The sequence below is a fragment of the Mycobacterium sp. Root265 genome (assembly GCF_001428895.1).
In the GTDB taxonomy this organism is placed as follows: domain Bacteria; phylum Actinomycetota; class Actinomycetes; order Mycobacteriales; family Mycobacteriaceae; genus Mycobacterium.
In genome coordinates this window covers 120,499-143,729 of sequence record NZ_LMJA01000004.1, presented here as the reverse complement: position 1 = coordinate 143,729, position 23,231 = coordinate 120,499, and the positions used below count along the sequence as shown (strand labels likewise).

General features: G+C 67.5%; 22 protein-coding genes and 2 tRNA genes. 9 read left to right on the top strand and 15 right to left on the bottom strand.

Annotated features, from left to right (window positions below):
- Window positions 1–6: 6 nt before the first annotated feature.
- Entirely contained in the window at window positions 7–957 is a 951-nt protein-coding gene (locus ASE48_RS07010; protein ID WP_057166327.1) for a thiamine-phosphate kinase, read from the bottom strand.
- Between the two features lie 106 nt (window positions 958–1,063).
- Between ASE48_RS07010 and ASE48_RS07005 the strand changes: the two genes are divergently transcribed.
- Window positions 1,064–1,306: an Lrp/AsnC family transcriptional regulator gene (locus ASE48_RS07005; RefSeq protein WP_057166326.1), complete on the top strand. Its 243-nt coding sequence runs from the start codon at window positions 1,064–1,066 to the stop codon at window positions 1,304–1,306.
- A gap of 10 nt (window positions 1,307–1,316) precedes the next feature.
- A complete protein-coding gene (locus tag ASE48_RS07000; RefSeq protein ID WP_057166325.1) occupies window positions 1,317–1,859 on the top strand; it encodes a DUF3515 domain-containing protein in 543 nt (180 codons plus the stop codon).
- A 7-nt stretch (window positions 1,860–1,866) separates the two neighbouring features.
- On the opposite strand, the gene ASE48_RS06995 is transcribed toward ASE48_RS07000, so the two are convergent.
- From ASE48_RS06995 to ASE48_RS06985, 3 genes are read right to left on the bottom strand one after another with little or no spacing between them, the layout of a single operon-like run.
- Window positions 1,867–2,964, bottom strand: coding sequence for a D-alanine--D-alanine ligase family protein (locus tag ASE48_RS06995; protein ID WP_057166324.1), 1,098 nt, complete (start codon window positions 2,962–2,964; stop codon window positions 1,867–1,869).
- Window positions 2,965–3,016: 52 nt separating this feature from the next.
- Window positions 3,017–4,117 (bottom strand): cystathionine gamma-lyase, encoded by a 1,101-nt coding sequence (locus tag ASE48_RS06990; protein WP_057166323.1) that lies wholly within the window; start codon window positions 4,115–4,117, stop codon window positions 3,017–3,019.
- Between the two features lie 28 nt (window positions 4,118–4,145).
- Window positions 4,146–5,126, bottom strand: coding sequence for an NAD(P)H-dependent glycerol-3-phosphate dehydrogenase (locus ASE48_RS06985; RefSeq protein WP_156409096.1), 981 nt, complete (start codon window positions 5,124–5,126; stop codon window positions 4,146–4,148).
- A gap of 53 nt (window positions 5,127–5,179) precedes the next feature.
- On the opposite strand from ASE48_RS06985, the gene cofC reads away from it, so the two are divergent.
- The 3 genes from cofC to ASE48_RS06970 are packed head-to-tail and all read left to right on the top strand — an operon-like array spanning window position 5,180 to window position 9,029.
- The gene (gene cofC, locus ASE48_RS06980) at window positions 5,180–5,848 is read left to right on the top strand and encodes a 2-phospho-L-lactate guanylyltransferase (protein ID WP_156409089.1); all 669 of its coding nucleotides are present in this window, start codon (window positions 5,180–5,182) and stop codon (window positions 5,846–5,848) included.
- A 48-nt stretch (window positions 5,849–5,896) separates the two neighbouring features.
- A complete protein-coding gene (locus tag ASE48_RS06975; RefSeq protein WP_057166321.1) occupies window positions 5,897–8,068 on the top strand; it encodes an RNA degradosome polyphosphate kinase in 2,172 nt (723 codons plus the stop codon).
- Window positions 8,069–8,108: 40 nt separating this feature from the next.
- Window positions 8,109–9,029, top strand: a complete 921-nt coding sequence (locus tag ASE48_RS06970) for an NUDIX hydrolase (protein WP_057166320.1) — start codon at window positions 8,109–8,111, stop codon at window positions 9,027–9,029.
- Between the two features lie 61 nt (window positions 9,030–9,090).
- Here ASE48_RS06970 and ASE48_RS06965 read toward each other — a convergent pair whose 3' ends face one another.
- The 3 genes from ASE48_RS06965 to leuC all read right to left on the bottom strand — a co-directional run bounded on the left by ASE48_RS06965 (window position 9,091) and on the right by leuC (window position 12,021).
- A complete protein-coding gene (locus tag ASE48_RS06965; protein ID WP_057166319.1) occupies window positions 9,091–9,753 on the bottom strand; it encodes an HU family DNA-binding protein in 663 nt (220 codons plus the stop codon).
- Window positions 9,754–9,956: 203 nt separating this feature from the next.
- A complete protein-coding gene (gene leuD, locus ASE48_RS06960) occupies window positions 9,957–10,550 on the bottom strand; it encodes a 3-isopropylmalate dehydratase small subunit (protein WP_057166318.1) in 594 nt (197 codons plus the stop codon).
- A gap of 28 nt (window positions 10,551–10,578) precedes the next feature.
- Window positions 10,579–12,021 carry a 3-isopropylmalate dehydratase large subunit gene (gene leuC, locus ASE48_RS06955; protein ID WP_057166317.1) on the bottom strand — a complete coding sequence of 481 codons (1,443 nt, stop codon included), beginning with the start codon at window positions 12,019–12,021 and terminating at the stop codon, window positions 10,579–10,581.
- Window positions 12,022–12,097: 76 nt separating this feature from the next.
- On the opposite strand from leuC, the gene ASE48_RS06950 reads away from it, so the two are divergent.
- From ASE48_RS06950 to ASE48_RS06940, 3 genes are all read left to right on the top strand, one after another.
- Window positions 12,098–12,799, top strand: coding sequence for an IclR family transcriptional regulator (locus tag ASE48_RS06950; RefSeq protein WP_057166316.1), 702 nt, complete (start codon window positions 12,098–12,100; stop codon window positions 12,797–12,799).
- Between the two features lie 106 nt (window positions 12,800–12,905).
- The gene (locus tag ASE48_RS06945; RefSeq protein ID WP_057166315.1) at window positions 12,906–14,174 is read left to right on the top strand and encodes a DUF1800 domain-containing protein; all 1,269 of its coding nucleotides are present in this window, start codon (window positions 12,906–12,908) and stop codon (window positions 14,172–14,174) included.
- A 21-nt stretch (window positions 14,175–14,195) separates the two neighbouring features.
- Window positions 14,196–15,401 (top strand): DUF1501 domain-containing protein, encoded by a 1,206-nt coding sequence (locus ASE48_RS06940; protein WP_057166314.1) that lies wholly within the window; start codon window positions 14,196–14,198, stop codon window positions 15,399–15,401.
- Window positions 15,402–15,455: 54 nt separating this feature from the next.
- On the opposite strand, the gene ASE48_RS06935 is transcribed toward ASE48_RS06940, so the two are convergent.
- The 4 genes from ASE48_RS06935 to ASE48_RS06920 form a co-directional block, all read right to left on the bottom strand.
- Window positions 15,456–15,528, bottom strand: a tRNA-Glu gene (locus ASE48_RS06935).
- 92 nt (window positions 15,529–15,620) lie between these two features.
- Window positions 15,621–15,692, bottom strand: a tRNA-Gln gene (locus ASE48_RS06930).
- A 116-nt stretch (window positions 15,693–15,808) separates the two neighbouring features.
- Complete coding sequence (gene gltX / locus ASE48_RS06925; protein ID WP_057166313.1) at window positions 15,809–17,260, bottom strand: glutamate--tRNA ligase; 1,452 nt, start codon at window positions 17,258–17,260, stop codon at window positions 15,809–15,811.
- Between the two features lie 2 nt (window positions 17,261–17,262).
- Complete coding sequence (locus ASE48_RS06920) at window positions 17,263–18,075, bottom strand: fumarylacetoacetate hydrolase family protein (protein ID WP_057166312.1); 813 nt, start codon at window positions 18,073–18,075, stop codon at window positions 17,263–17,265.
- Window positions 18,076–18,204: 129 nt separating this feature from the next.
- Here ASE48_RS06920 and ASE48_RS06915 point away from each other — a divergent pair, with 129 nt between their 5' ends.
- Window positions 18,205–19,407, top strand: coding sequence for an MFS transporter (locus ASE48_RS06915; RefSeq protein ID WP_057166311.1), 1,203 nt, complete (start codon window positions 18,205–18,207; stop codon window positions 19,405–19,407).
- Window positions 19,408–19,425: 18 nt separating this feature from the next.
- Here the strand turns inward: ASE48_RS06915 and ASE48_RS06910 are convergent, their stop codons facing one another.
- Genes ASE48_RS06910 through serA form a run of 4 tightly spaced genes read right to left on the bottom strand, consistent with a single transcriptional unit; the run spans window position 19,426 to window position 23,226 of the window.
- Complete coding sequence (locus ASE48_RS06910; RefSeq protein WP_057166310.1) at window positions 19,426–20,034, bottom strand: dihydrofolate reductase family protein; 609 nt, start codon at window positions 20,032–20,034, stop codon at window positions 19,426–19,428.
- Window positions 20,035–20,063: 29 nt separating this feature from the next.
- Complete coding sequence (locus ASE48_RS06905) at window positions 20,064–20,573, bottom strand: hypothetical protein (protein ID WP_057166419.1); 510 nt, start codon at window positions 20,571–20,573, stop codon at window positions 20,064–20,066.
- A 59-nt stretch (window positions 20,574–20,632) separates the two neighbouring features.
- A complete protein-coding gene (locus ASE48_RS06900) occupies window positions 20,633–21,643 on the bottom strand; it encodes a 3-isopropylmalate dehydrogenase (protein WP_057166309.1) in 1,011 nt (336 codons plus the stop codon).
- A complete protein-coding gene (serA, locus tag ASE48_RS06895; protein WP_057166308.1) occupies window positions 21,640–23,226 on the bottom strand; it encodes a phosphoglycerate dehydrogenase in 1,587 nt (528 codons plus the stop codon). Before serA ends, ASE48_RS06900 begins: the two co-directional genes overlap by 4 nt.
- Window positions 23,227–23,231: the final 5 nt, after the last annotated feature.

The window sequence follows — 23,231 nt, the reverse complement described above, 5'->3', positions numbered from 1 at the left end:
GCCGGTTCAGTAGGACTGCCAGCCCGCGTTTCCCTGCCAGGCCTGTCCGTCGACGAGCACTGCGGGCGCACCGTCGCGCACCCGGCCGATGACCCGCCACCCGGCCGGAACCGCACCGGGAAAGGTGGCTACCAGCGCATGGTCCTCTCCCCCGCCGAACACCCAGTTCCAGGCGTCGGATCCGGTGGCCGCTGCGGCATCGGCCAAGGCATCGTGATCGCTGCCCAGCGCTTCCCTGAACACCTCGATGACGACCCCGGACGCGGTGGCGATATGGCCCAGGTCGGCCAGCAGCCCATCGGACACATCGGTCATCGAGGTGGCCCCGGCAGCGGCGGCGACGCGGCCCTGACCGTAGGGCGGTTTCGGCACCAGATGCTGTTCGCGCAGCGCGGCCGGTTCGCCGATGCCGTTGAGCCACAACGCATATCCGGCACCCGAACGGCCCAGGTCACCCGCGACGGCGACGATGTCACCGGGGCGCGCGGTGTCCCGTCGCACCGGAGCGTGGCCGCCGAGATCGCCGAGCACCGTCACCGACACCACCCACTGCGGCGCGCTGACCAGATCACCGCCGGCGATCCCCGCCCCACAGCGCTGCGCCTCATCCCACAAACCGTCCGACAAGGCCTGCGCCGCGGACGCCGCGGTGTCCGGCGGTGCACCGAAGGCGACCACGAACGCCGTCGGCGTCGCACCCATCGCCTCGATATCGGCGGCGTTCTGGGCGATGGCCTTGCGGCCGATGTCGTGCGGCGTGGACCAATCCAGCCGGAAATGCCTGTCCTGCACCAGCATGTCCGTCGACACCACGGTGCGCCCGTCGGCCGCGGTGACCACCGCGGCATCATCCCCGGGACCCAGCACCACGGCCGCGGGCTGGTGACGCCCCGCGTTGATCCGGTCGATGACGCCGAACTCCCCGACCTGTGCCAACGTCGGCTCGCTGTCGCTCATCTCACCGTCCTGGGTAGGGGTTCCCGGCCTGAACACTGCCGCGACCTGCGGTACGTTTGGTCCCTGCGGCGACGAGTCTATGCAGCGGAAACGGAGGGCACACCCAGTGGTAGAGGCATTCATGCTGATTCAGACCGAGGTGGGCCGCGCCGAGGTCGTCGCCAAACAGCTGGCCGGACTGCCCGGGGTGCACTCGGCGGAGTATGTGACCGGACCGTACGACGTGGTGGCCCGGGTCGGCGCCGACACGCTGGACGGATTGCAGCGCGATGTCGTGGACAAGGTGCAGCAGGTGGCCGGAATCACGCGGACCCTGACCTGCCCGATCGCCGAGACGCAGCATCCCTAGAGTTACCCATGTGACGCAGCCCGATGAGCAGGACGGCCCGCCGCGGTCGCTGATCATCGCGGCGGTCGGAGTAGCCGTGGCCGCGGTGATCGTGGTGCTCACCTTCGCCGCGACCCGCCAAGCCGCGCCGCCGGACACACCGGTGGCCATCGCCGCCGCTCCCGCCCCGCAGGCCGACAGCCCGCAGTGCGCGGCGCTGCTGGAAGCGCTGCCCGAACAGCTGGGTGATTACCGGCGCGCGCAGGCCGTAGAACCGGTACCCGCCGGCGCCGCCGCCTGGCAGGCCGATCCCGATGCCGACGCGGTCATCCTGCGCTGCGGCCTGGACCGCCCGGCCGACTTCGTGGTGGGCACCCCACTGCAGGTCGTCGACGAGGTGCAGTGGTTCGAGGTGAACGCCTACGGGATCAGCACCTGGTTCGCCGTGGACCGGGGCACCTATGTGGCGCTCACGCTGCCGTCGGGGTCCGGTCCGACGCCGATCCAGCTGATATCCAAGGCGATCGCGCGGACCATGCCGGCCCAGCCGCTGGATCCCGGGCCGCCGCGCTGACCGAGCATCACCGCAGGCCGGTACCCCTGGCCACCGCGGTGTCGACCATCGTCGCCAGCAGCGTCGGGTAGTCCACCCCACTGGCCGCCCACATCCGCGGGTACATGGAGATGGTGGTGAAGCCGGGCATCGTGTTGATCTCGTTGATCACCGGACCGTCCTCGGTGAGGAAGAAGTCGACCCGGGCCAGGCCCTGGCAGTCGATGGCGCGGAACGCCTTGATGGCCAGCGCACGGAGCTCGCCGGCGATCTCGTCGTCGACCTTGGCCGGCACATCGAGCTCGGCGGCGTCATCGAGGTATTTGGTGGCGAAGTCATAGAAGGTGTCCTCGCGGTCGCGCACCCCGGCCACCCGGATCTCCCCGATCTCGCTGGCCTCCACGCGTCCGTCCGGGAACTCCAGCACGCCGCACTCGAGTTCGCGGCCGATGATGGCCGCCTCGACGATGACCTTCGGGTCGTGCCGGCGGGCGTCGGCGATCGCGGCGGCCAGCTGATCCCAGGCCGTCACCCGGCTGACGCCGATCGAGGAGCCGCCGCGGGCGGGTTTGACGAACACCGGCAGGCCGAGGCGTTCCCGGTCGTCGAGTGCGACGGTGTCCTGCTGGGCACGCAGCACCACATGATCGCCGATCGGCAGACCGTCGGCGACCAGCAGTTTCTTGGTGAATTCCTTGTCCATACCGGTGGCGCTGGCCAGCACCCCGGCCCCGACATAAGGAACGCCGGCCAGTTCCAGCAGGCCCTGGATGGTGCCGTCCTCGCCGTAGGGGCCGTGCAGCACCGGGAACACCACGTCGACGGCGGCCAGCACCTCACCGGCGCCCTCGCCCAGCGAGAGCAGTTCGCCCCTGCGCACCGGGTCGGCGGCCAGCGCCAGCGCGGTGCCGCCGGCCACATTCGGCAGCTCACCGGCGGTGATCGCCAAGGTCTCGGGCTTACCGTCGGTCAGCACCCAGGAGCCGTCCGGGGTGATCCCGACGGCAACCACGTCGAAGCGCTGCGGGTCGAGATTGCGCAGGATGCTTCCTGCGGAAACACAGGAAATCCCGTGCTCAGAACTGCGTCCGCCATAGATGACGGCGACACGGGTACGGGCACTCACAACCTGCAGAGGCTACCGGCTTCGGGCACCGGCCGGATTCTCAGGGATTGGCTCAGGCCAGCGCGCGCTCGATATCGGCGACGATGTCGTCGGTGTCCTCGATACCCAGCGAGATCCTGGCGAAGCCCTCGGGCACCGGGTCTCCCCACCGTGCCCGACGGTCCACACAGGTGTGGATACCGCCGAAACTGGTGGCCGCCACCAGCAGCGCGCTGCGCTCCACCAGCTTGTGCACGGCGTCGGCATCGGCGAGCTCGACGGACACCAGGCCACCGAAACGCCGCATCTGCTCGACGGCGATCGGGTGGGACGGGTCCTGCGGCAGGCCCGGGTAGCGCACCGAACGCACCGCCGGATGATCGCGCAACATCAGCGCCAATGCCTGCGCGTTGCGGCACTGCCGGTCGATGCGCAGCCCGGCGCTGCCCAGACTGCGCAGCACCAGCCAGGCCTCGAACGTGCCGAGCACCGGCCCGGCCAGCAGCCGGTCGCGTTCCACCGCGGCCATCAGTTCGGGGTGGCAGCCCGCCACGTAGCCGGCCAGCAGATCGCTGTGCCCGGACAGTGCCTTGGTGGCGCTGGCGACCACGAGGTCGGCACCCAGCGACAGCGGCTGCAGGCCCAGTGGGGTGGCGGCGGTGTTGTCGACCAGCAGGGTCGCGCCGCGGGAACGACAACTGGTGGCCAGTCGGTGCAGGTCCACCACGTCCAGCGTCGGGTTCACCGGCGTCTCGGCGAGTACGACGTCGGCGTGCTCGGCCGCCGCGCACATCTGCGCGGCGGACGCCTCGACGACGGTGACGCCCAGCGGTGCCAGGTATTCGGCGGCGTACCGGCGCACCTGGTAGTAGCCGTCGGCGGGCACGACCAGTGTCTTGCCCGGTTTCGCCAGCACCCGCAGTGCCGCGCTGATGGCGCCCATACCGGAACCGAAGGTCAGCGCCGAGGAGGCGCCCTCCAGCTCGGCCAGTGCCGATTCCAGCTGGCGCCACGTCGGATTCGAGGCCCGACCGTAGGTGTCCAGCGGTGCGGACTCGTCCGGCGACAGGTGGTACGCCGACGCCGGAACCGGCACCGGCGCGATGGGTGAACCTGGAACTCCGTGTGCTCCAACAGCATTCACGCTGCGGGTGGAATCACCATAACCATCCATGCTTATCTCCCGTCGCTCCGGGTGGCGCTCATTCCGGTTTGGTGCTGCGTCCCAGCAGCAACATGACGGCCTGCTCGACGGACAGACCACGATGGCAGACCTGGTGGACCGCGTCGGTGAGCGGCATCTCGACGTCGTAACTCGACGCCAGCGCCAGCACCGACTGACATGACGTGGCGCCCTCGGCGACGTGCCCCTGAGCGGCACGCAGCGCGGACTCCATCGAACCGCCCTGCCCGAGCCGCGCCCCGAAGGTCCGGTTGCGTGACTGCGGCGAGGTGCAGGTGGCCACCAGATCACCGACTCCGGCCAGGCCGGCCAGCGTTGCGCCCTTGGCGCCCAACGCTATTCCCAGCCGCATGATCTCGGCGAGACCGCGGGTGATGATCGCCGCCGAGGTGTTCTCGCCGAGGCCGACACCGGCGGCCATGCCGCAGGCCAGCGCGATCACGTTCTTGCAGGCGCCCCCGATCTCGGCACCGATCACATCGGCGTTGGTATAGGGACGGAAGTAGGCGGTGGACAGCGCCCGTTGTATGGTTACCGCCCGACCCGAGTCGGTGCACGCGACCACCGTGGCGGCGGGTTGTTCATCGGCCACCTCTTTGGCCAGGTTCGGTCCGGTCACCACCGCGACCCGCGCCTGATCGGCACCGGTGACCTGAGAGATCACCTGACTCATCCGCATCAGGGTGTCCAGTTCGATGCCTTTGGCCAGGCTGACCAGCGTGGCGTCCTGTCCGATCAGGTGTTTCCAGGACTCCAGGTTGGGCCGCAGGGTCTGGGACGGCACGCCGAGCAGGACGGTGCAGGCTCCCTGAAGCGCCTCGGCAGCATCACCGGTGGCCCGGATGCCGGCGGGCAGCGGAGTGTCCCCGAGGTAGTCGGGGTTGCGGTGCGTCGCGTTGATCTCGTCGGCCAGTTCGGGCCGACGTGTCCACAGCGTCACGTTGTTACCGGCGTCGGCAAGCACCTTGGCCAGCGCTGTTCCCCACGCACCGGCTCCCATCACAGCGGCTTCGACCACGGCTCAACCCTAGCTGCCCCGCGGAGACTGGCAGGATGGCGGATATGAAGGGCAGCAACGCGCAGCCGGAGGTCGGTGTGCTGATCGCGGTGAAGCGGCTGACCGCAGCCAAGACCCGGTTGGCGCCGGTGCTCTCGGCCTCGGCACGGGAGAGTCTGGTGCTGGCCATGTTGGTGGACACCGTCACCGCAGCCGCGGCCGTGCCCGCCGTGAGTTCGATCACCGTGGTCACTCCGGATCCGGATGCGGCTGCGGCCGCCCGCGAGCTCGGCGCCCACGCATTGATGGACCCGACCCCCGACGGGCACCCCGACCCGTTGAACAACGCTCTCGGCGTCGCCGAAGCGGCGGCACTCGTCCCCAACATCGTTGTCCTCCAGGGTGACCTGCCGGCGCTGCGAACCGAGGAGCTGGCCGAGGCGCTCGCCGCCGCACGCCGGCACCCGCGCAGCTTCGTCGGCGACCGGCACGGCACCGGGACGTCGGCGCTGTTCGCGTTCGGCGTCCCGCTCGACCCTCGGTTCGGGGTGGAATCCACACGCCGCCATGCTGATTCGGGCGCGACCGAATTGACCGGCAGCTGGCCGGGACTGCGTTGCGATATCGACACCCCCGATGATCTCGCCGCGGCACTGCACCTCGGCCTCGGTCCGGCGACACACCGCGTGGTCGGCGCGCTGCCGTCCACCGGCAGCGACGGTTGATCACGATGCGCACTGGAATGCACGGTGGGGATAGGCAATGATCGACACATGACCGACGCCGATACAACGACTACTGACACCGAGTGGACGCCGGCCGAGGCCGTGGACGGCTCACCCGACGCTCCCCCCGCGGAGACCACCGCCGCCATCGAGGACGCGCTGCCCGAGGACCGCTACCTCAATCGTGAACTGAGCTGGCTGGACTTCAATGCCCGGGTGCTGGCGCTGGCCGCCGACACTTCGCTGCCGCTGCTGGAGCGGGCCAAGTTCCTGGCCATCTTCTCTTCCAATCTCGACGAGTTCTACATGGTGCGCGTCGCCGGCCTGAAACGTCGTGACGAGATGGGACTGTCGGTGCGCTCCGCCGACGGGCTGTCCCCGCGGGAACAGTTGCGCCGCATCGGTGAGCGCACCCAGCAGATCTCCAGCCGCCACGCCCAGGTGTTCCTGGAATCGGTGCGACCCGCGTTGGCCGAGAAGGGCATCCTGATCGTCAGCTGGGCCGATCTGGACGAGGACGAACACGCCACGCTGTCCACCTACTTCCACGAGCAGGTGTTCCCGGTGCTGACGCCGCTGGCTGTCGACCCGGCGCACCCGTTCCCGTTCGTCAGCGGCCTGAGCCTGAACCTGGCGATCACGGTGCGCCAGCCCGATGACCGCACCCAGCACTTCGCCCGAATCAAGGTGCCCGACAACGTCGACCGGTTCGTCGAGCTGCCCCGCCGCGAAGGTGAGGACGGCACGCCGGGTCCGGTGCGCTTCCTGCCCCTGGAGGAGCTGATCGGCGCCTTCCTGTCGGTACTGTTCCCGGGCCTGGAGATCGTCGAGCAGCACGCGTTCCGGATCACCCGTAATGCCGACTTCGAGGTCGCCGAGGATCGCGACGAAGATCTGCTGCAGGCGCTGGAGCGGGAACTGGCCCGGCGCCGGTTCGGATCGCCGGTGCGTCTCGAGGTCGCCGACGACATGACCGAGAACATGCTCGAGCTGTTGTTGCGGGAACTCGACGTGCATCCCGGTGATGTCATCGAGGTGCCAGGGCTCCTCGACCTTTCGTCACTGTGGCAGATCTACGGGGTGGACCGGCCCGATCTCAAGGACCGTCCGTTCGTGCCCGCCACGCCCGCCGCGTTCGGCGAGCGCGAGACGCCGAAGAGCATCTTCTCGACGCTGCGTGACGGTGATGTGCTGGTGCATCATCCCTATGACTCGTTCTCGACGACGGTGCAGCGCTTCATCGAACAGGCCGCGGCCGACCCGAACGTGCTGGCCATCAAGCAGACGCTGTACCGCACATCCGGTGACTCGCCGATCGTCAACGCGCTGATCGACGCCGCGGAGGCCGGCAAGCAGGTGGTGGCGCTCGTGGAAATCAAGGCGCGGTTCGACGAGCAGGCCAACATCAAATGGGCACGTGCCCTCGAACAAGCCGGTGTGCACGTGGTTTACGGGCTCATCGGGCTGAAGACGCACTGCAAGACCTGCCTGGTGGTCCGGCGTGAGGGCTCGACGATACGGCGGTACTGCCATATCGGCACCGGCAACTACAACCCGAAAACCGCCCGGCTGTATGAGGATGTCGGCCTGCTGACCGCCTCCCCCGACATCGGCGCCGACCTGACCGACCTGTTCAACTCGTTGACGGGGTACTCCCGCAAGGTGTCCTACCGCAACCTGCTGGTGGCGCCGCACAGTGTGCGCAAGGGCATCATCGGGCGGATCGAGCAGGAGACCGCTGCACATCTGGAGACCGGGCAGGGCCGAATCCGGCTGAAGGCCAACGCCCTGGTCGACGAACAGGTGATCGACGCGTTGTACCGGGCCTCGCAGGCCGGTGTCCGGGTCGAGGTGGTGGTCCGCGGAATCTGTGCGTTACGTCCCGGCCATGAGGGTCTGTCCGAGAACATCGTGGTGCGCTCGATTCTCGGCCGTTTCCTGGAACACTCCCGAATTATTCACTTCCGCGCCATCGATGAGTTCTGGATCGGCAGTGCCGACATGATGCATCGTAATCTGGACCGCCGGGTGGAAGTCATGGCACAGGTCAAGGATCAGCGGCTGACGGCCCAATTGGACGAGATGTTCGAGTCCACCATGGATCCGGCGACCAGGTGCTGGGAGCTCCAGGCCGACGGTCGATGGAATGCGCTGCCGCTCCCCGGCCAGACGGTGCGCGACCACCAAGTCGCCCTGATGGCGAGACATCGCTCACCCTGACCCCCGGACTGTCGGCCACTGACAACACCTAGGAGTTGATGTGTCGGACAGCTCGACCCGCAAGAAGGTGAAGACCGTCCATGCCGCCGGTGCGGTGCTGTGGCGGGAGCATGCGGGACGCACCGAGGTCGCGGTCGTGCACCGCCCGCGCTACGACGACTGGTCTCTTCCCAAGGGCAAGGTCGACCCCGGCGAGAGCCACCCCGCCACCGCGGTCCGGGAGATCCGTGAGGAGACCGGATTTCAGAGCCGACTCGGGCGCAGGCTGGCCGTCATCAGTTATCCGGTGGACGGTGCGGTCAAGCGGGTCGTGTACTGGGCGGCCGGCGTGGGTGACGGCGCGTTCAGCGCCAACGACGAGGTGGACGAACTGCTCTGGCTGCCGCCGAAAGACGCAATGAAGCGGCTGCAGTACCAGCAGGACCGTAAGGTGCTGCGACGCTTCGCCAAAGCACCCGCCGACACCGCGACGACGATCATCGTGCGGCATGCGCGGGCCGGTTCGCGGTCCAAGTACAAGGGCGAGGATTCCAAACGACCGCTGGACAAGCTCGGTCGCGCACAGGCCGAATCGCTGGTGAGTCAACTACTTGCCTTTGGTGCCACCGAGCTTCACGCCGCCCCGCGGGTGCGATGCCGGCAGACGCTGGAGCCACTGGCTCAGGAAATCGGTGTGCCCATCGACACAGAGGCCGCCCTCACCGATGAGGCCTACTCCGATGACAAGAAGACCGCCCGCGCCCGGGTTCTGGAGATCGCCTCCGGTTCAGCCGATGCGACGCCGGTGATCTGCACCCAGGGCAAGGTGATTCCCGATCTCATCGCGTGGTGGTGCGAGCGCGACGGTGTGCGGCCCGACAAGTCACGAAACCGCAAGGGCAGCACCTGGGTGCTGTCGTCGGTGGGTGGCCGCCTGATCGCCGCCGACCATATCGGCAGCCCACTGGCCGTCCTGGAATAGGCACACACAAAAGCACCCCAGAACCACTGTTCTGGGGTGCTTTTGTGGGTAAGAGCCGGAACTACTTGCGGCCGCGCTTGACCGGAGCCGCCTTCTTGGCCGGAGCCTTCTTGGCGGGAGCCTTCGCGGCGGCCTTCTTTGCCGGTGCAGCGGCCTTCTTGGCCGGTGCAGCCTTCTTGGCGGCCGGAGCCTTCTTAGCCGGTGCGGCCTTCTTGGCGGCCGGAGCCTTCTTGGCCGGTGCAGCCTTCTTAGCCGGTGCAGCGGCCTTCTTGGCCGGTGCAGCCTTCTTGGCGGCCGGAGCCTTCTTGGCCGGTGCAGCCTTCTTGGCCGGTGCAGCCTTCTTCACTGCCGCCTTCTTGGCCGGAGCGGCCTTCTTGGCGGCGGTGCGCTTGGCCGGAGCCGCTGCCACACCACGCTTGACGGCGGGGCCGTCTGCCGGGAGACGCTGCGCGCCAGAGACAACCGCCTTGAACTGCGCGCCCGGGCGGAATGCCGGAACCGACGTCGGCTTGACCTTGACGGTCTCACCGGTACGCGGGTTACGAGCCACACGGGCGGCACGGCGACGCTGCTCGAAAACGCCGAAGCCGGTGATGGTGACGCTCTCGCCCTTGTGCACGGCACGCACGATCGTGTCAACGATGTTCTCAACCGCGGCAGTAGCCTGTCGACGATCGGTGCCCAACTTGGTTGTGAGTGCGTCGATGAGCTCTGCTTTGTTCATGCAAACCCTCCGAAGTCCAGTGGTCCACCTTGGACCGACTAGAGGACACGGTAAACCCATTGGGCGCATATTTCCAAGAGCCACGCGCAGTTTCATACGTAGCTGATGAATATTCGGCAATCCGATTGGCCCACTTGGACAGTGGTACCGGCGTCCGAGAATGTGGTTGCCGGGCCATATTTGGGGCCCCGGAAACCCCGAATTCAGACCGGAAGTGTGCGCGGTTTGAAGCTCGGTCGACGCTGCTCGTAGGCTTCGATTTCGTCCTGTTTCCGCAGCGTAAGGCCTATATCGTCGAGTCCCTCGAGCAGCCGCCATGCGGTGTAGTCATCAATGTTGAACGGCAGCAGGACCGTTCCAGCGGAGATGGTCCGATCTTGAAGATTCACAGTGATTTCCAAGCCCGGATTCTGCTCGATCAGCTTCCAGAGAAGTTCGACATCATCATGTGACACTTCGGCCGCCAAAAGACCCGCTTTGCCGGCGTTGCCCCGAAAAATATCGGCGAATCGCGGTGAGATGACGACTCGGAAGCCGTAGTCCATGAGCGCCCAGACGGCGTGTTCGCGCGACGATCCGGTGCCGAAATCGGGGCCGGCCACCAAAACCGACCCCTTGTCGAAGGGCGCCAGATTCAAAATGAACGACGGGTCGTTACGCCATGCGGCGAACAAACCGTCCTCGAAACCCGTTCGGGTGACCCGCTTCAAATAGACGGCCGGGATGATCTGGTCGGTATCGACATTGGTACGGCGCAGCGGCACGCCGATTCCGGTATGAGTGGTGAAAGCCTGCATGTCCTGGTACTCCTTGCGGTTCGAAGACCTAGTGGGTGGCGGCGGCTGGTTCGAGATCGGCCGGGGAAGACAGCGTGCCGCGCACTGCGGTGGCTGCTGCCACCGCAGGCGACACCAGATGGGTGCGCCCGCCCTTGCCCTGTCGGCCTTCGAAATTGCGGTTGGAGGTCGAGGCGCAACGCTCGCCGGGGGCAAGCTGATCCGGGTTCATCCCCAGACACATCGAACAGCCGGCCTGGCGCCATTCCGCCCCGGCGGCGGTGAAGATTGCTCCCAGACCCTCGGATTCGGCTTGTGCGCGCACTCGCATCGAGCCGGGGACCACCAGCATCCGCACCCCGTCCGCCACCGTGCGGCCGTCCAGAACCTCGGCGACCACCCGCAGATCCTCGATGCGTCCGTTCGTGCACGATCCGACGAAGACGGTGTCCACCGGGATTTCACGCATCGGGGTGCCGGCGCGAAGGTCCATATAGGTCAACGCTTTCTCAGCCGCCTGCTTGGCGTCGTCATCGAGCATCATCTCGGGATCGGGCACCGTCGCCGAGAGCGGCACACCCTGCCCGGGGTTGGTCCCCCAGGTGACGAACGGGCTCAGCGTCGCGGCGTCGATGTAGACCTGGGTGTCGAATTCAGCGCCCTCATCGGTGTGCAACTCGGTCCAGGCCTGCACCGCGGCATCCCAATCGGCGCCCTTCGGCGCGTGCGGACGGCCCTTGAGGAATTCGAATGTGGTGGCATCGGGCGCCACCATGCCTGCCCGGGCGCCGGCCTCGATGCTCATATTGCAGATCGTCATCCGGCCCTCCATCGACAAGGATTCGATGGCGCTGCCCCGGTATTCGATGACGTGACCCTGCCCGCCACCGGTGCCGATCTTGGCGATGACCGCCAGAATGATGTCCTTGGCGCTCACTCCCTCGGGCAGCTCGCCGTCGACGTTGACCGCCATGGTCTTGAAAGGCTTGAGCGGAAGCGTCTGGGTGGCCATCACATGCTCGACCTCAGATGTGCCGATACCCATGGCGATCGAGCCGAACGCGCCGTGGGTCGAGGTGTGGCTGTCGCCACACACCACCGTCATACCCGGCTGTGTCAGACCCAGTTGCGGTCCGATGATGTGCACGATGCCCTGCTCGGCGTCGCCCATCGGATGCAGCCGGATACCGAACTCCTCGCAGTTGCGCCGCAGGGTGTCCACCTGGGTGCGCGACACCGGATCGGCGATCGGCTTGTCGATATCCACCGTCGGCACGTTGTGATCCTCGGTGGCGATGGTGAGATCGGGGCGCCGCACCGGGCGCCCGGCCAACCGCAGACCGTCGAAGGCCTGCGGGCTGGTGACCTCGTGCACGAGGTGCAGATCGATGTAGATCAGGTCGGGTTCACCGGCGCCGCGGGCCACGACGTGGTCATCCCACACCTTCTCGGCCAGGGTTCGGGGCCGCGGACTGGACTGTGTCTGCTCCATGGGTATCTCTATTCGACTCGGGCGTCCTGCCGTGACGGGCTGGCTATCTCACGATGCGGGACGCTAGTATCTCCCTGTGAGACAGGATAGCGGTATCGGCGTCCTCGACAAAGCGGTGGGCGTACTGCACACGGTGGCCGAGTCACCCTGCGGTCTGGCCGAACTGTGCGAACGCACCGGCCTGCCGCGGGCCACCGCGCACCGGCTGGCCGCCGGACTGGAAGTGCACCGCCTGCTCGCCCGGGACACCGAGGGTCGATGGCGGCTGGGACCGGCGCTGACCGAACTGGCCGGGCAGGTCAACGATCCGCTGCTGGCCGCCGGTGCCGCCGTCCTGCCCCGGCTGCGCGAACTCACCGGCGAGAGCGTCCAGCTCTATCGCCGGGAGGGCAGCTCCCGGGTGTGCGTGGCCTCCCTGGAGCCACCGGTCGGTCTGCGTGACACCGTCCCCGTCGGCACCCGGCTGCCCATGACGGCGGGGTCCGGGGCCAAAGTGCTACTGGCCTACAGCGATAGCGCCACCCAGCAGTCGGTGCTCACGACCGCGAAATTCACCGAACGCACGCTCGCCGAGGTCCGCAAGAGGGGCTGGGCGCAAAGCGCCGCCGAACGCGAATCCGGGGTCGCCAGCGTGTCCGCGCCGGTGCGCGACGGACGCGGCGCGGTGATCGCCGCCATCTCGGTGTCCGGGCCCATCGACCGGATGGGGCGCCGGCCGGGCGCCCGCTGGGCCGCCGATCTGCTGGCCGCGTCGGAAGCCCTGACCCGCCGGCTCTAGCAAACTTCGCGCGCGGGCCCTATTGTCGACACCACGAGCGCAGCTGCGCTGGCCGGAGGAGCAGATCACGGGTTCGCAATCGCCGCAATGGCTGGCCACCGCACGAATGATGCGGCGGTCCGGTTTCGGTGCGACCGGGCGCGAAATCGACGCGGTGGTGAATCGCGAGTGGCGGGCATACCTCGACGAGGTGCTCGATCTTGACCCCGCCGCCGACCCGGGTGCCATCGCGACGCCGATGGCGTCCTACTCGACCCCAGCACTGCCCGCCAGCGAAGCCACCACGGCGCCCTTCGTGAGCAGCATGCTGGCGCAGATGCAGGATCTGTCCGGTTGGTGGATACGTCGTATGGTCGCCGTGCGTCAACCGATCCACGAAAAGCTGACGTTCGTCTGGCACAACCACTTCGCCACCTCGGCGGAAAAGGTGGTGGCCGCGGAATTCATGGCGGCCCAGAACCAGACTCTGCGCACCCACACGCTCGGTGACTTCCGGGATCTCGCCTACGCCATCCTGACCGACTCGGCGATGCTGCGCTGGCTCGATGGCCTGGGCAACACCAAAGAGGCGCCCAACGAGAACCTGTCCCGGGAATTCATGGAACTCTTCGCCCTCGGTCACGACAACGGCTACAACGAAAGCGATGTCCGCGAGGGCGCGCGGGCGCTCACCGGGCGTTTCGACACGCTGGGCCGGGGCACCTTGTTGGTGGCAGAGCACCACGACGGCGGTTCCAAGACGATCCTGGGCAAGACCGGCCCCTTCGGGGACAACGACTTCTGCGACATCGTGGTCGGGCACCCTGCGTCGGCACGCTTCGTGAGCTCCAAGCTGTGGCGTCTGCTGGCCTCCGATACCGACCCGAGCGAGGCCGCCTCCGCCCGGCTGGTCGCCGCCTACGGCCCGAACCGGGATCTGAAAGCGTTGACCAAAGCCATCTTTCTCGACCCCGACTTCACCGCAGGCGCCGGCACCTCGGTCGTCACACCGGTGGAGTGGCTGGTCGGCATGCTGCGCTCGCTGTCGGTGCCGCTCGACGGCCCGGACACCTTGACCGCCTGCGATGTCGTGCTCAAGGTGATGGGCCAGCGTCCCTTTGCGCCACCGGACGTCGATGGCTGGCCGCAGGGCCGGGTGTGGCTGTCCAATACGAGTGCGGCCGCGCGGGTCTGGGCGGCCGACCGGTTCGTCCCCCTGGGTGATCTCTCGCTGGTGTCGGATGCCGCTCCCGGCGACCGCATCGATGCCGCGGGCTACCTGCTGGGTATCGGCGCCTGGACCGACACCACGGCCGGGGCGTTGAAGCCGCTGGCCGACCGCCCGGACCGGCTGGTCGCCGCCGCCGTCAACACACCCGAATACCTCACGGTTTAGCGAAGTTGGGGTGACACAACCATGCCGGAGATGAATCGCCGCAGATTCCTGATCGCCAGTGCGGGGGCCGCCGGGCTGGCCGCAGCGGCCGGCGCGGCGGTCACCCTGCCCCAGATGTTCGAGCGCGCGCAACAACAACCGTTGCCCGCCGACACCGGCATCCTGGTGATCCTCACGCTCTACGGCGGCAACGACGGCCTCAACACCGTGATCCCGTTCACCGACAACGCCTATTACGACGCACGTCCCGATCTGGCGTTCGGACCGGAGACGGTCATCGATCTGGACGGTGCGTTCGGGCTGAACCCCGCGCTGACCGGTCTGGCGTCGGCGTGGCGCAGCGACAACCTGGCCATCATCCGCGGTGTCGGCTATCCGAAACAGGACCGAAGTCATTTTCGTTCAATGGATATCTGGCAGACGGCCTCCCCCGACGACCCGACCGCATCCGGCTGGATCGGACGCTGGTTGGACGCAGGCGGGGACGATCCGCTGCGCGCGGTGAACATCGGAACCGTGCTGCCCCCGATGGCCATCGGCCAAAAGCACACCGCGGCCGGGCTTTCCGCGACCATCCCGAAGCTGCCACCCGATATGCCCGGCGTTCTGGAGGCGATGAGCGCCCCCGACCCGCTCGACACCCCCGCGATGGCGGCCGTGCGTGCCGACTACCGGGCCTATCGCACGACCGATGACACGTTCCGCACCTTCACCGACAATCCGCTACCCCCGACGGCGGCCACCGATCTGGGCAGACAACTGGCCGACGATCTGGAACTGGTGGCCCAGTGCGTGCGGGCCGGGGTGCCCACCAAGGTGTACATGGTCTCGCTCGGCGGATTCGACACCCACGCCAACGAGCGCGGTGACCAACAGAAACTGCTCACTGCCCTCAACGACGCCGTCACACCGTTCCTGAAGCAGATGCGCAACAGCGCCTACGGCCGGCACGTGGTGACGATGATCTATTCGGAGTTCGGCCGACGGGTGGCCGCCAACGCCACCCAGGGCACCGACCACGGCACCTCGGGTCCGGTGTTGATTCTCGGCGAGTCGGTGCGGGGCGGGTTCTACGGTGACGCGCCCAGCCTCACCGATCTGAGTGACGGCGACCTGAAGACCACCACCGATTTTCGCGACGTCTATCACGAACTGCTCGATCAGACGTTGGGCACCGATCCGGAGCCATCGGTGGGCCCGGGCCGGCGACCCATCGGCTTTCTGTGACGTTCGCGACACGGCACAAAAAAAGTCCCAGGATTTCTCCTGGGACTTCGTCTGTACCCCCGATGGGATTCGAACCCACGCTACCGCCGTGAGAGGGCGGCGTCCTAGGCCGCTAGACGACGGGGGCTAGAACTTCCGGTGAGCCAGCATAGCTCAGGAGCGTATGCAGACCTAATCACCGCTGTGCCTGAACGTTCTTCGCGTGAACGCTCATCACCGCTGGGGTACCAGGACTCGAACCTAGAATGAGGGAATCAGAATCCCTAGTGTTGCCAATTACACCATACCCCATTTGATGCCCATCACTGCAGGTCAGGGCATCATTTGGCCCAATCAGCGCCGCGGTGATGATCTCCGCTGTGCTTTTCGGGCCGACGAACAGATTACCAAAGAATCGCGGCCACTTTTCACACCCCACCCCGTGCGGCGCGCAACCGGGCCAGGCTGCGGTCGCGACCCAGCAGCTCCATCGACTCGAACAGCGGCGGACTGATCGACGAACCGGTGACCGCGACCCGGATCGGACCGAAGGCCTTACGCGGTTTGAGCTCAAGGCCGTCCAGCAGCGCCGTCTTCAGCGCCTCTTCGATCGAGGACGTCGTCCACTCCGGCGCAGCCTCCAGAGCGCTTAGGGCGGCGTCGAGCACCGGGGCGGCTTCGGCCTTCAGTTCCTTGGCCGCCGACTTCTCGTCGAGCACATAGCTGTCGTCGTCGAAGAACTTCAACAGATCCCACGCATCGCCGAGCACCACGATGCGGGTCTGCACCAGTGCCGCCGCTTCCGCGAAGCCGGCGTCGTCCAGACCGGTGTCGTGGCCGTGCGCCTCCAGGAAGGCCCGCAGCCGGGCGCAGAAATCCTCGGGTGACAGGCGCCGGATGTGCTCGGCGTTGATGGCGTCGGCCTTCTTCTGGTCGAACCGGGCCGGGTTGGAGTTGACGTTGACGACGTCGAACGCCGCGACCATCTCATCGAGGCTGAACAGATCGTGGTCGTCGGCGATACCCCAGCCCAGCAGCGCGAGATAGTTCAGCAGCCCCTCCGGGATGAATCCCCGGTCGCGGTGCAGGAACAGATTCGACTGCGGGTCACGCTTGGACAGCTTCTTGTTGCCGTCGCCGAGAACGCTTGGCAGGTGCGCGAACTCGGGAATGCTGTCGGTGACACCGATCCGGATCAGCGCCTGGTACAGGGCAATCTGGCGCGGCGTGGAGGACAGCAGATCCTCGCCGCGCAGCACGTGGGTGATCTTCATCAACGCGTCGTCGACGGGATTGACCAAGGTGTACAGCGGATCTCCGCTGGCCCGGGTGATCGCGAAATCGGGCACCACGCCGGCAGCGAAGGTGGTCTCCCCGCGCACCAGATCGTTCCAGGTCAGGTCCGCATCCGGCATCCGCAACCGCAACACCGGTTTACGTCCCTCGGCGGTGAAGGCCGCACGCTGATCGTCGGTGAGGTCGCGGTCATGGTTGTCGTAGCCCAGTTTGGGATTTCGGCCCGCGGCGATATGACGGGCCTCGACCTCCTCGGGCGTGGAGTAGGCCTCGTACACCTCGCCCGCGGCGAGCAGTTTGGCGATCACATCGCGGTAGAGATCGGATCGCTGCGACTGCCGGTAGGGCTCGTAGGGTCCCCCGACCTCCGGGCCCTCATCCCAGTCCAGACCGAGCCAGCGCAGCGCGTCCAGAATCGCGTCATAGCTTTCCTGGCTGTCGCGGGCCGCATCGGTGTCCTCGATGCGGAAGACGAAGGCGCCACCGGTGTGCCGGGCGTAGGCCCAGTTGAACAGCGCGGTGCGGACCAGCCCGACGTGCGGGGTGCCCGTCGGTGATGGGCAGAAACGTACCCGAACGGTCATCGCTACTTTCCTTTACGCACAACAGGATTGGAGAGGGTGCCGATGCCCTCGATGGTGATGCTGACGATATCGCCGTCCTCGATCGGGCCGACGCCTTCGGGGGTGCCGGTCAGGATGAGATCGCCGGGCAGCAGTGTCATGACCGCCGACACCCATTCGATGATGGCGCCCACATCATGCAGCAGCATCGCGGTGTTGCTGTTCTGACGAACCTCGATCTCGCCGACCGAACCGTCCTCGGCCGGGTGGATGACCTCGGTGCGCAGGTCCAGCTCGGCGGGGTCGACGGCGGTTTCGATCCACGGACCGACCGGGCAGAAGGTGTCATGGCCCTTGGCCCGCATCCACTGGCCGTCCTTCTGCTGCTGGTCGCGTGCGGACACGTCGTTGGCGATGGTGTAGCCGAGGATGTAGTCGGCGGCCTTCGCGGCGGGCACGTCCTTGCAGGGCCGTTCGATGACGGCCACCAGTTCGCCTTCGTGATGGACCGGGTGCGCATCTGCGGGCAGCTGGATGGCGACATTGGGCCCGATGATCGCGGTGTTGGGCTTGAGGAAGATCACCGGATCCTCCGGCGCCTCGCCACCCATCTCGAGGGCGTGCGCGGCGTAGTTCTTACCCATGCACACCACCTTGCTGGCCAGGATCGGGGCCAGCAGCCGCACGTCGGCCAGCGGCCAGCTGCGACCGGTGAAGGTGGGGTTTCGCGACAGGTACTGCTCGGCGATCTCGCGGCACACCGCATCGGAGTTCGAGTCGCCTTCGATGACCACGAAGGCGACCCCGTCAGGACTGGCGATTCGACCGAGGCGCATCCGCTCAGCCTAATGAGCCCCGGCAGCCGGTCGCCGCGCGGCGTCGACCTTTGCCTGCGCAAGAGCATTGTCTCTCACATCATGAGATCAGAGTTCAATATCATGGGATGGCCATGGCACCATGTCGTCATGCCCACGTCGACCATCAGCACCGCGCGGCGCTGGTCCATGCTGGTGATCGCCCTGACGGCGACCACGTGCGCCAATGTCTTCATCAACGGCGCGGCCTTTCTCATTCCCACCCTGCACAGCGAGCGCGGCGTGGACCTGGCTGCGGCGGGACTGCTCTCGGCGATGCCCAGCTTCGGCATGGTGGTGACGCTGATCGCCTGGGGCTGGCTGGTGGACCGGGTCGGCGAACGCATCGTGCTGACCGTCGGCTCGGCACTCACCGCGGCATTCGCCTTCGGTGCCGCGTCGGTGCACTCCCTGTTCGCCGTCGGGGCATTCCTGCTGCTCGGCGGAATGGCCGCAGCGAGCAGCAATGCCGCGAGCGGACGCGTCGTGGTGGGCTGGTTCCCGCCGGAGCAGCGCGGCCTGGCCATGGGAATCCGTCAGACCGCGACACCCCTGGGCGTCGGACTGGGCGCCCTCATGATCCCACGGGTCGCCGAAAGCCATGGTGTGGGCACCGCATTGCTGTTTCCCGCAGTGGTGTGCGTGCTGTCCGCGGTGATCTGCGCGATCGGCGTACTGGACCCGCCGCGGCCGCCCCGAGCCGAGGCGCCGCCAGAGGATCTGGCCAACCCGTACCGCGGATCGTCTGTGCTGGCACGCATTCACGCGGTATCCGTGCTGCTGGTCATCCCTCAGGGTTTCGTGTGGACCTTCATGCTGGTGTGGCTGATGACCGAGCGCGGGTGGTCGGCCGCGTCGGCGGGCGCGCTCGTCACGGCTTCTCAGGTGCTGGGCGCAGCGGGTCGCATTGCGGCCGGGCGGTGGTCCGATGTGCTGGGCCTGCGCCTGCGGCCCATCCGATTCATCGCTGCGGCCGCGGCGGCGACGATGGCCTTGCTTGCCGTCACCGACGCACTGAGCTCGCCGGTGAGCATCGCACTGATCGTCATCGCCTCGGTGGTGACGGTGTCCGACAACGGGTTGGCGTTCACCGCGATCGCCGAGATCGCCGGTCCGTTCTGGAGTGGACGCGCGCTGGGCACCCAGAACACCAGCCAGCATCTGGCCACGGCGGTCGGGTCGCCGTTGTTCGGTGGGTTGATCGCAGCCGTCGGATTTCCTTTTGCGTTCGCTGTGTGCGCGCTGTTCCCTGCGGCAGCGGTCTTCCTGGTGCCCGCCGACCCCGGTTCCGACGCCGTCGCACGCGGGAAATAGCCCAGCTGCGAACAACTTTCAGGAGGCGGTCATATCCCCCGTGGCCGGCACACCCTCGGCCAGACCGTAGCGCAGATACACCGATCCCTTCGGGCTGGCGACCGGCGGCTGCAGCAGTGTGATGTTCGTGGGCACCACACCACCGTCGAACACCTTCTTCCCGACGCCGAGCATGATCGGATGAAGCCACAGGTCGATCCCGTCAAAGAGCTTCTCGCGCAACAGCGTTTGCACCAAATTGAGGCTGCCGACGACCTTCACCCGCTCGTGCCGGTCCCGGATCTCTCGCACCGCGCCGACCAGGTCCGGGCCGAGCTGCGTCGATCCCGCCCAGGACAGGTCGGGCCTGCCGCGCGAGACCACATACTTCGGGATGCGGTTGAACAATGCCGCGAACTCGTCATCCTGGTGCGGCCAGAACGCGGCGAAGATGTCATAGGTCCGCCGGCCGAGCAGCAGTGCGTCGGTGCCTTCGTAGGCGGCCGCCACCTGCGCGCCGGCCACCTCGTCCACCAGCGGCGCCTGCCAGCCACCGAACGGGAAGCCGATCGGATCCTCCTCGGGGCCGCCGGGCCCCTGCCCGACCAGATCCAGCGTTGCGAACAGTTCGATATCGATGAGTCCCATACCGGATAGACCAGCAAGGCCACCCGAACTCATCGCCGCGGCAGCACCACCAGTGCCGCCGCCAGGAAACACAATGCCCCGACGAAGGTGCCGAGGTTGGCCACCGCCGCGTTCACCGTCTCCCCGGTGGTGAACACGAACGCCGCAGCCGCAGACACCCCGAACGCGATGCAGCCGGCAAGATTGATCCACCCCGCCTGCCAGTCCACCGATCGCGGAGCCCACCGGCCGACCGCCGTGACGGCGAGCACGCCGCTGATCAGGAACGCCACCGAGCCCGTCGCGTCCGGCGCCCACACGTCACGGCGCTCGGCATGGAGGGTGTGCGCCCACACCGACGCCCCGGTGCTGACGTTGAACAGGATGGTGCCGGCGAACTGGCTGGCCGATGACCACCAGCCGATGCCGCGACCCGACAATGCCAGTTGTATCCATGCGGCCGTGGTGAAGAACCACGAGCCGATGAAGCACAACGCGTTGGACGCACCGGCCCCCGCGAGCGCGGCGAATCCCGGTGCGGTGGCCACCGCGAAGAACATCGAACCGATCGCGAACAGCCGGCACTGCCGGCTCAGCGTCGCGAAGGCGGACACCGGAGCTACAGCAGAGACAGGATCCGGTCGCCGACCTCGCTGGTCGACAGTTTTGCGTCGCCGCGGGTCGCCAGGTGCTCGGAGACCGCCTTGTCCACCCGCGTCGCCGCATCCTCTTCGCCCACATGCGAGAGCAACAACGCCACGCTCATCACGGCCGCGGTCGGATCGGCGATGCCCTGGCCCGCGATGTCGGGCGCGCTGCCGTGCACCGGCTCGAACATCGACGGATTGGTCCGCGTCGCATCGATATTGCCGCTGGCGGCCAGACCGATACCGCCGCACACCGCCGCCGACAGGTCGGTGATGATGTCGCCGAACAGGTTGTCGGTGACGATGACGTCGAAACGTCCCGGGTCGGTGACCATGTGGATGGTGGCGGCGTCGATGTGCTGGTAGGCGACCTCGACCTCGGGGAACTCGGTGCCGACCTCGGCCACCACCCGCGACCACAGGCTGCCCGCAAAGGTCAGCACATTGGTCTTGTGCACCAACGTCAGATGCTTGCGGCGGGCCTGTGCGCGGGCGAACGCGTCGCGCACGACGCGCTCCACCCCGAAGGCGGTGTTGACGCTGACCTCGGTGGCCACCTCGTGGGGGGTGCCGACCCGCAGCGCTCCACCGTTTCCGGTGTAGGGCCCCTCGGTGCCCTCGCGGACCACGACGAAATCGATACCGGTGACACCCGAGAGCGGGCTGCTCACACCGGGATAGAGCCGACCGGGACGCAGGTTGACGTGATGGTCGAGCGCGAAACGCAGCTTGAGCAGCAGCCCACGCTCCAGCACGCCGCTGGGTACCGACGGATCACCGATCGCGCCGAGCAGGATGGCGTCATAACCGCGCAGTTCTTCGATCGTCTCCGCGGTCAGCAGTTCGCCCGATGCGTGGTAGCGCCGCGCTCCCAGGTCGTACTCGGTGCGCTCGACTCCGGGCAGCACCGCATCCAGTACCCGCAGCGCCTGGTCGATGACCTCCGGACCGATACCGTCACCGGCGATTACAGCGAGCTTCATGACAGATCGACCACTTCCAGTGTGGTGGCGCCGACCGCCGAGGCGATCGCGGCGCGCACATCTTCGGGCACATCGGTATCCAGGCGCAGCATCACGGTGGCGCTGTCGCCACTGGCATCCTGGCTCATCTGCGCGGCCAGCACGTTGACATCGGCACCACCGAGCAGCGTGCCGATCTTGCCGAGCGCGCCGGGCTGATCGTGGTAGTTGACCACCAGGTTGTAGCCCTCGGCGCGCAGATCCAGGTTGCGCCCGTTGATCTGGACGACCTTCTGCACCTGCTGCGGACCGGACAGGGTGCCCGCCACGTTCAGCGAACCCCCGTCGGCGTAGACCGCGCGCACGTCCACCACGCTGCGGTGGTTGGGACTCTCACTGGCGGTGCTGATCTCAGCGGTCACGCCGCGATCCTTGGCCAGGGCGGGTGCGTTGACGAAGGTCACCTGCTCGTCGACAACGGCCGAGAACAGGCCGCGTAGCGCCGACAGGCGAAGGATCTCGACGTCCTCGGATGCCAGCTCGCCTTGGACCTGGACGCTCAGCGACACCGGCGCGGCCTCGGCGAGCGAGCCGACCAGCAGGCCGAGCTTGCGGACCAGGTCCAGCCACGGCGCCACTTCTTCGCCGACGGCTCCCCCGCCGACGTTGACGGCGTCGGGCACGAATTCACCGGCCAATGCCAGCTTCACGCTGGCGGCCACATCGGTGCCGGCCCGGTCCTGCGCCTCGGCGGTCGATGCGCCCAGGTGCGGGGTGACCACGACCTGCGGCAGATCGAACAGCGGGCTGTCGGTGCACGGTTCGGTGGAGAACACGTCCAGTCCCGCGCCGCGGACGTGCCCGCTGGTGATGGCGTCGGCGAGCGCCTGCTCGTCGATGAGGCCACCGCGCGCGGCGTTGACGATGATGACGCCGGGCTTGGTCTTGGCGAGGTTTTCCTTGCCGAGCAGGCCCGCGGTCTCCTTGGTCTTGGGCAGGTGCACCGAGATGAAGTCGGCCCGACTCAGCAGCTCGTCGAGGCTGACCAGCTCGATGCCGATCTGCGCGGCGCGCGCCGAGGACACATAGGGGTCGTACGCCACGATGTGGGTGCCGAACGCGGCGAGCCGCGCGGCGACGAGCTGACCGATGCGGCCCAGCCCGACCACGCCGACGGTCTTACCGAAGATCTCGGTGCCCGAGAACGCGGACCGCTTCCAGGTGTGCTCGCGCAGCGTGGCGTCGGCGGCCGGAACCTGGCGGGCCGCCGACAGCAGCAGTGCCAGGGCGTGCTCGGCGGCGCTGTGGATATTGGAGGTCGGCGCGTTGACGACCAGCACGCCGCGTGCGGTGGCCGCGTCGACGTCGACGTTGTCCAGGCCGACGCCGGCGCGGGCGACGATCTTGAGTTTCGGCGCGGCAGCGATGACCTCGGCGTCCACCGTGGTCGCGGAGCGCACCAGCAGCGCGTCCGCGTCGGCGACGGCCTCCAGCAGTTTCGGACGGTCCGGGCCGTCCACCCAGCGGACCTCGACCTGGTCGCCGAGCGCGGCGACGGTCGACTCGGCAAGCTTGTCGGCGATCAGAACAACGGGAAGACTCACGGCGC

Coding starts and splice junctions, on each gene's coding strand:
- ASE48_RS07010 (WP_057166327.1), bottom strand. CDS start 957: ATGAGCGACAGCGAGCCGACGTTGGCACAGGTCGGGGAGTTCGGCGTC.
- ASE48_RS06990 (WP_057166323.1), bottom strand. CDS start 4,117: ATGGATGGTTATGGTGATTCCACCCGCAGCGTGAATGCTGTTGGAGCA.
- ASE48_RS06985 (WP_156409096.1), bottom strand. CDS start 5,126: ATGGGAGCCGGTGCGTGGGGAACAGCGCTGGCCAAGGTGCTTGCCGAC.
- cofC (WP_156409089.1), top strand. CDS start 5,180: ATGGCGGATATGAAGGGCAGCAACGCGCAGCCGGAGGTCGGTGTGCTG.
- ASE48_RS06975 (WP_057166321.1), top strand. CDS start 5,897: ATGACCGACGCCGATACAACGACTACTGACACCGAGTGGACGCCGGCC.
- ASE48_RS06965 (WP_057166319.1), bottom strand. CDS start 9,753: ATGAACAAAGCAGAGCTCATCGACGCACTCACAACCAAGTTGGGCACC.
- leuD (WP_057166318.1), bottom strand. CDS start 10,550: ATGCAGGCTTTCACCACTCATACCGGAATCGGCGTGCCGCTGCGCCGT.
- leuC (WP_057166317.1), bottom strand. CDS start 12,021: ATGGAGCAGACACAGTCCAGTCCGCGGCCCCGAACCCTGGCCGAGAAG.
- ASE48_RS06945 (WP_057166315.1), top strand. CDS start 12,906: ATGATGCGGCGGTCCGGTTTCGGTGCGACCGGGCGCGAAATCGACGCG.
- ASE48_RS06940 (WP_057166314.1), top strand. CDS start 14,196: ATGCCGGAGATGAATCGCCGCAGATTCCTGATCGCCAGTGCGGGGGCC.
- gltX (WP_057166313.1), bottom strand. CDS start 17,260: ATGACCGTTCGGGTACGTTTCTGCCCATCACCGACGGGCACCCCGCAC.
- ASE48_RS06920 (WP_057166312.1), bottom strand. CDS start 18,075: ATGCGCCTCGGTCGAATCGCCAGTCCTGACGGGGTCGCCTTCGTGGTC.
- ASE48_RS06915 (WP_057166311.1), top strand. CDS start 18,205: ATGCCCACGTCGACCATCAGCACCGCGCGGCGCTGGTCCATGCTGGTG.
- ASE48_RS06910 (WP_057166310.1), bottom strand. CDS start 20,034: ATGGGACTCATCGATATCGAACTGTTCGCAACGCTGGATCTGGTCGGG.
- ASE48_RS06905 (WP_057166419.1), bottom strand. CDS start 20,573: ATGTTCTTCGCGGTGGCCACCGCACCGGGATTCGCCGCGCTCGCGGGG.
- ASE48_RS06900 (WP_057166309.1), bottom strand. CDS start 21,643: ATGAAGCTCGCTGTAATCGCCGGTGACGGTATCGGTCCGGAGGTCATC.